Origin of the sequence: Geotalea sp. SG265 (genome assembly GCF_022808985.1) — a bacterium.
GTDB lineage: Bacteria > Desulfobacterota > Desulfuromonadia > Geobacterales > Geobacteraceae > Geotalea.
Map to the genome: position 1 here is coordinate 1 of NZ_JAKZFT010000037.1, position 1,242 is coordinate 1,242.

A 1,242-nucleotide genomic window follows, 5' to 3' on the forward strand; every position below is an offset into this window, starting at 1 on the left:
TCACTGCTGTCCCATAATTTGATTCAATAAAGAAAGGCTCGGAGAGCTACTTGTGATATATTGAGTTCGCCAAAACAACAATATTAACAAGGAGATCCGAGCCGTGGCCCATTGTAACACAGTACTGAATCAAGTTGTCTGTTTTTTCAAGAGACATGAATTTGAATCCCTCGCCCGCAAACATCATGTCGGGCACAAATTTCGGTCGTTCAATCGCTGGTCGCAGTTCATGGCCATGCTGGTCTGCCAGCTTTCAGGCCGCAAAAGCCTGCGGGATGTGGTGGAGAACCTCAAGGCCCAAGGACACAAACTGTACCACCTGGGGATGAAGAAGGTTTCCCGCTCCACGCTCGCCAGGGTGAACGACGAACAGCCGCATGAGTTGTACAAAGAGCTCTTTTACAAGATGCTGCAGCGCTGCCAGGTCGTGGCCCCGAAGCACCGCTTCAAGATCGATGAGAAAGTCTATTTGCTCGATGCAAGCATCATCAATCTCTGTCTGACAGCCTTTCCCTGGGCCACTTACCGGCAGAAGAAAGGCGCAATCAAGCTGCATGTCGGTCTGGATGCCGACGGCTACTTGCCCGAGTTCATCGATGTGACCGAAGGCAAAAAGCATGAGATGTCATGGGCGAGAATGCTGCAACTGCCCAAAGGTTCCCTTGCCGTCTTCGACAAGGGCTTCACCGACTATGAATGGTGGCAGGAACTGACCACCAATGGCATCTTCTTCGTCACCCGGCTCAAGGACAATGCCCTGGTGGAATACTTCAGGAAGCGGCCTGGCCGGAAAGCAAAAGGCGTTGTTCTCGACCAGGAGATCAGGCTTAAAGGGATGAAAGACAAGCTTCGGCTCGTCCAGTTCATCGCCGACGACGGCAACGAATACCGCTTCGTTACCAATGCTCATCATCTGCCAGCGGCAACCGTGGCCGATCTTTACAAGGAGCGGTGGAAGATCGAGCTGTTCTTCAAGTGGATCAAGCAGAACCTGAAGATCAAGACCTTCCTCGGCACCTCGGAGAACGCAGCACTGACGCAGATCTGGGTTGCCCTGTGTGTCTACCTGGTGCTGGCGTACCTGGCGTTACTGTCAAAGATCGGAGCATCGATGCAGCAGATCTTACGGTTATTACAGCTGAATTTGTTCGAGCGACGCGACCTCGAAAGCCTATTCAACCCCCCGAAAATAGAGGCTTCGCCGCAACTGGTGTTGCTTTAGAAACTATGGGACAGCAGTGA

At 52.3% G+C, this 1,242-nt stretch carries 1 protein-coding gene; it reads left to right on the forward strand.

Annotated elements, in window-relative coordinates; translation table 11 throughout:
* The first annotated feature begins 103 nt into the window (after nt 1-103).
* Complete coding sequence (locus ML541_RS18810; protein ID WP_243375604.1) at nt 104-1,222, forward strand: IS4 family transposase; 1,119 nt, start codon at nt 104-106, stop codon at nt 1,220-1,222.
* The last annotated feature ends 20 nt before the right edge of the window (nt 1,223-1,242 follow it).